The sequence below is a fragment of the Microbacterium sp. 69-10 genome (assembly GCF_001897945.1).
GTDB lineage: Bacteria > Actinomycetota > Actinomycetes > Actinomycetales > Microbacteriaceae > Microbacterium.
Genome location: NZ_MKRT01000024.1, coordinates 324,324 through 329,346, shown reverse-complemented (window position 1 = coordinate 329,346; position 5,023 = coordinate 324,324). Strand labels below are relative to the sequence as shown.

Here is a 5,023-nt window from a genome sequence, read left to right as displayed (position 1 = left end):
GCGGCAGCGGTCTGACCTCGCGGTCGACCGCGAACGACAGGCCGATCGGATGCCCCGGCGTCGGGTACGGGTCCTGACCCGTGATCAGCACGCGCACGTCGGCCAGGGGCCGCTGGAACGCACGCAGCACATGGGTCCCCGCGGGCAGGTACCCGCGGCCGGCCGCGTTCTCGGCGCGCAGCCTGCCCCCCAGTTCGGTGATCAGCGGCTGCGCGGCCGCGAGCGCCTCCGCCCATCCCGGATCGATCTGCCCGGCCTCGGCGAGCTGGGCGAGCGTCTGCGGCATCAGTCGACGTCGGTGCGGACGTGCAGCGGCCCGCGCGCCAGAAGGTGCTGCGCGGACTGCGCCACCGGGCGCATGGTCACGAGATCCAGGTTCACGCGGCGCGGCGCGTTCAACGCGAAGGCGATCACATCGGCGACGTCCTCGGCCAGCAGCGGTTCCTCGACGCCCGAGTACACGGCGTCCGCGGCGATGCGGTCGCCGCCGAGGCGGTTGAGGGTGAACTCCTCGGTGTGCACCATGCCGGGAGCGACCTCGACGACGCGGATGGGCTCGCCGTTCAGCTCCTGACGCAGCACCTTGACGAGCATCGACTCCGCGGCCTTCGCCGCGTTGTAACCGGCGCCACCGGGATAGGCGGTCTGCGCGGCGGTCGACGTCACGAACACCGTGTCGGCGTGGCCGGTGTCCTCCGCGGCGCGGCGCAGCAGCGGCAGGATGCCTGCGACGAGCCGCTGCGTCGACAGCACGTTCGCGTCGTACATCCACTGCCAGTCATCGATCGAGCCCTTCTCGACGCTGTCGGTGCCCCGCGCGCCGCCGGCCACCTGCACGAGGGCATGAACGGGACCGGTGCGCTCGAGCTCCTCGATGAGCGCGGCCACGGCATCCGGATCGGTCAGATCGCAGGCGAACGCGGTCGATCCCGTCTCCGCGGCGAGCGCCTCCAGCCGCTCCGCCCGCCTGGCGACGCCGACCACGTCCCAACCCTGCGCGCGCAGCGCACGCACTGCGGCCTCTCCGATACCGGTACTCGCCCCTGTGACCACGGCACGTCTGTTCAGCATTCCTCCACCGTACGGCTTTCGGAGCCGTTCGCTGTGTTACGTAACATTTCCCGGCTGTTGTCGGGCTTCGTGCAGGCTCCGTAACCTCGCTTCCAGGCATCCGGCCGCACGACCACCACTCACTCTGGGAGAACCTCATGTCCGCACCCGAGAACTGGCGCTTCGAGACCAAGCAGATCCACGCCGGCGCAGCACCCGACCCGGTAACGAAGGCGCGCGCCACGCCGATCTACCAGACGACCTCCTACGTGTTCGACAACGCCGACCACGCCGCGAACCTGTTCGCCCTGGCCGAGTTCGGGAACATCTACACCCGCATCCAGAACCCCACCCAGGACGTGCTCGAGCAGCGCCTCGCCGCGCTCGAGGGCGGCACCGGCGCGCTCGTGCTCTCCAGCGGCCAGGCGGCGTCCACGTTCGCCGTGCTGAACATCGCGCAGGCCGGCGACCACATCGTGTCGTCCAGCTCGATCTACGGCGGCACCTACAACCTCTTCAAGTACACGCTCGCCAAGCTCGGCATCGAGGTCACCTTCGTCGAGAACCAGGACGACCCGGCCGAGTGGCGCGCGGCGCTCCGCCCGAACACGAAGCTGTTCTTCGCCGAGACCATCGGCAACCCGAAGATCAACGTGCTCGACATCCGCGGCGTCGCCGACATCGCCCACGAGGGCGGCGTACCGCTGATCGTCGACAACACGATCGCCACCCCCTACCTCATCCGCCCGTTCGAGCACGGTGCCGACATCGTCGTGCACTCGGTCACCAAGTTCCTCGGCGGTCACGGCACGACCATCGGCGGCGCGATCATCGACGGAGGCTCCTTCGAGTGGTCGAAGAACGTCGAGAAGTTCCCCGGGCTCACCGAGCCCGACCCGTCCTACCACGGCGCCAGCTACACCACCGCGGTCGGCGACGGTCTGGCTTACATCATCAAGGCCCGCGTGCAGCTGCTGCGCGACCTCGGCTCCGCGATCGCCCCGCAGAGCGCGTGGAACCTCATCCAGGGCATCGAGACGCTCTCGCTGCGTGTCGAGCGTCACGTGCAGAACGCGCAGGAGATCGCCGAGTGGCTCGAGAACCACGGCGACGTCGCCTCGGTGAACTACTCGGGTCTGCCCTCGTCGCCCTGGTACGCCAAGGCCAACGAGTACGCCCCCAAGGGCGTCGGCGCGGTGCTGTCCTTCGAGCTCAAGGGCGGCGTGGAGGCCGGTCGCGAGTTCGTGAACAGCCTCACGCTGTTCAGCCACCTCGCCAACATCGGTGACGTGCGCTCGCTCGTCATCCACCCGGCATCCACCACCCACTCCCAGCTCTCGCCCGAGCAGCAGCTCACCGCCGGCGTCACGCCGGGCCTGGTGCGCCTGTCGGTGGGCCTGGAGAACATCGACGACCTCAAGGCGGACCTGGAGACGGCGCTCTCCGCGGCCCGTCGCGTCGCCGAGGCCGCTCGCGCCTGATCGGACTCCTCCTCAGAGACACGGATGCCCCGGACCGCGCGGTCCGGGGTATCCGTGCGTGTGCGGCGGAGATCAGGCGTAACCTTCCGCTCCCGCGGGCGGGCACCCGGGAGAATGGGAGACATGGACTGGCAGACGACCTCAGAGGACACGGTGCCCTCGGCACCCGTGACCGAGGCCGACCAGCGACTGCTGCGCGCCCGTCCCCCCGCGACCGGCGCCTGGCGCGACGGCGACCCCGCGCGCGACCGCCGCTTCACTTTCCTGGGCGATCTGCGCACCGAGAGCGGCCAGCACCTGCCCGTGATGCGCCTGGCCTGGGAATCCTGGGGCGAGCTCAACGCGGCGCGCGACAACGCGGTGCTCATCCTGCACGCGCTGACCGGTGACAGCCACGTGCGCGGCGAGGCCGGCGCCGGGCATCCGACGGCCGGCTGGTGGGATTCCGTGGTCGGACCGGGAGCTGCGATCGATACCGATCGCTGGTTCGTGATCGCCCCGAACATGCTGGGCGGATGCCAGGGCTCGACCGGCCCTGCGAGCATCGCCCCGGACGGCCGGGAGTGGGCATCCCGCTTCCCCTACCTCACGATCCGCGATCAGGTGGCCGCGCAGATCCGGCTGGCCGACGAGCTCGGCATCGAGACCTGGGCCGCCGTGATCGGCGGCTCCATGGGCGGCATGCACGCCCTGGAGTGGGCCGTCATGGCTCCCGAGCGCGTCGAGCGCCTGGCCGTGCTCTCCTCTCCCCCGGTGACGACCGCCGACCAGCTCGCCCTGAACTTCGTGCAGCTGGAGACCGTGCGGATGGATCCGCGCTTCGCCGGCGGCGAGTACTACGACGCGGCCCTCGGCGAGGGCCCGCACCGCGGTCTGGCACTGGCCCGCCGCATGGCGCTGCTGAACTACCGCAGCCCGATCGAGCTGAATCAGCGGTTCCAGCGCTCCTGGCAGTCCGGGGTCTCCCCGCTCGGCCACGGCGGTCGCTTCGCGGTGGAGTCCTACCTGGACTTCCACGGCAACAAGTTCACGCGCCGCTTCGATGCGAACAGCTACATCACCGTGGTCGAGGCGATGAACTCCCACGACATCGGGCGCGACCGGGGCGGCGTCGAGGAGGCGCTGCACACCGTCACCGCGAAGAGCCTGGTGATCGGCATCGACACCGACCGGCTGTTCCCGGTCGACGGGCAGCAGCGCATCGCGCGCAGCATCCCGAACCTCATCGACGATGAGGCGATCGTGCTGGCCAGCGACTTCGGCCACGACGGCTTCCTCATCGAGACCGACGAGGTCGGGATGCATCTGCAGCGGCTGCTCGACGCCTGAGCCGTCCCCCATCGGCCACCGGCGATCTGCGGCTCAAGCCGCGGCCGATGCCTGCAGTGTCCGCCGCTCCGCCCGGTACGCGATCACGGTGATGCCGAGTCCCAGCAGCGCCAGCCCGGCGCCCACCCACTCCGGAGCGGTGAACCCCAGTCCGAGCGAGATCGCGACGCCGCCGAGGAACGCACCCAGGCTGTTGCCGATGTTCAGCGCGGAGTGGTTCAGCGCTGCCGCGATCGACTGGTTGTCTCCGGCGACGTCCATCAGCCGGGTCTGGATCGCCGGGCTGATCATCGCGGAGAGCGCACCGACGATCAAAGCCAGGACAACCAGCGCGGCGAACGACCAGGCCAGCAGCGCGAGCAGGACCAGCGCCGCGGCGAGGCCCGCCAGTCCGAAGTGCAGCGTGGCCCGCAGGTCGCGGTCGGCGAAGTGGCCGCCGGCGAGGTTGCCGATGGTCATCCCCACCCCCACCAGCACCAGCGTCACGGGCACCGCCCACTGCGGTGCTCCGGCGACCTCGGTGACGAGCGGGGCGATGTAGCTGTACACCGCGAAGAAGCCGCCTAATCCGATCGCGCCGACGCCCAGCGTCAGCCACACCTGCGAGGAGCGGAACACCCCCAGCTCGGAGCGCATCGTGCGGCCGGGATCGCCCTCGTGGGCGGGCACGAACAGCGCGATGCACACCGCGCCGAACGCGAACACCAGGGTGACGGCGAGGAACGCGGTCCGCCAGCCCCACTGCTGGCCGAGATAGGTACCGACGGGCACGCCGACGATGTTCGCGATCGTGAGCCCGGTGAGGATGAAGGCCACGCCCTGGGCGCGACGTCCCGGACCCAGCACGTCGGCCGCGACGAGCGCGCCGATGCCGAAGTAGGCGCCGTGCGGGAGGCCGGCCAGCAGACGCGCCATCCCGACCAGTCCGAAGCCGGGCAGCACCACGACGAGTGCGTTGAACAGGGCGAGGGCGACGGCGAGGCCGAGCATCACCCGATGCCGCGGATACCGCGCGACCGCACCGGCGATGGTCGGCGCGCCGATCACGACGCCCAGCGCGTACATCGACACGAGTACGCCGCTCTGACCGATCGCCTGCTCCTGGCTGCGCGCCCAGAGGTCTGGCAGCAGGTCCTGGGCGATGTCGGGAAGCAGGCCCATCA

4 protein-coding genes and 1 pseudogene are annotated in these 5,023 nt (G+C 70.4%); 2 read left to right on the top strand and 3 right to left on the bottom strand.

From position 1 onward, the window contains the following. Positions 1-247, bottom strand: a pseudogene (locus BGN97_RS12635) (uracil-DNA glycosylase); the annotation flags it as partial. 38 nt (positions 248-285) lie between these two features. Further along, a complete protein-coding gene (locus BGN97_RS12630) occupies positions 286-1,071 on the bottom strand; it encodes an SDR family oxidoreductase (protein ID WP_292702055.1) in 786 nt (261 codons plus the stop codon). Between the two features lie 137 nt (positions 1,072-1,208). Between BGN97_RS12630 and BGN97_RS12625 the strand changes: the two genes are divergently transcribed. Together BGN97_RS12625 and BGN97_RS12620 are read left to right on the top strand one after the other, a co-directional pair. Further along, the gene (locus tag BGN97_RS12625; protein WP_292702054.1) at positions 1,209-2,531 is read left to right on the top strand and encodes a bifunctional o-acetylhomoserine/o-acetylserine sulfhydrylase; all 1,323 of its coding nucleotides are present in this window, start codon (positions 1,209-1,211) and stop codon (positions 2,529-2,531) included. A gap of 123 nt (positions 2,532-2,654) precedes the next feature. Next, positions 2,655-3,860: a homoserine O-acetyltransferase gene (locus tag BGN97_RS12620; protein WP_292702053.1), complete on the top strand. Its 1,206-nt coding sequence runs from the start codon at positions 2,655-2,657 to the stop codon at positions 3,858-3,860. A 33-nt stretch (positions 3,861-3,893) separates the two neighbouring features. Here BGN97_RS12620 and BGN97_RS12615 read toward each other — a convergent pair. Then, positions 3,894-5,023: MFS transporter (locus BGN97_RS12615; protein ID WP_292702051.1), on the bottom strand; the 1,130-nt coding region annotated here is incomplete at its 5' end.

What these genes read in the sequence shown, in the direction of transcription:
- BGN97_RS12625 (WP_292702054.1), top strand. Translation starts at nt 1,209, where the DNA reads ATGTCCGCACCCGAGAACTGGCGCTTCGAGACCAAGCAGATCCACGCC.
- BGN97_RS12620 (WP_292702053.1), top strand. Translation starts at nt 2,655, where the DNA reads ATGGACTGGCAGACGACCTCAGAGGACACGGTGCCCTCGGCACCCGTG.
- BGN97_RS12630 (WP_292702055.1), bottom strand. Translation starts at nt 1,071, where the DNA reads ATGCTGAACAGACGTGCCGTGGTCACAGGGGCGAGTACCGGTATCGGA.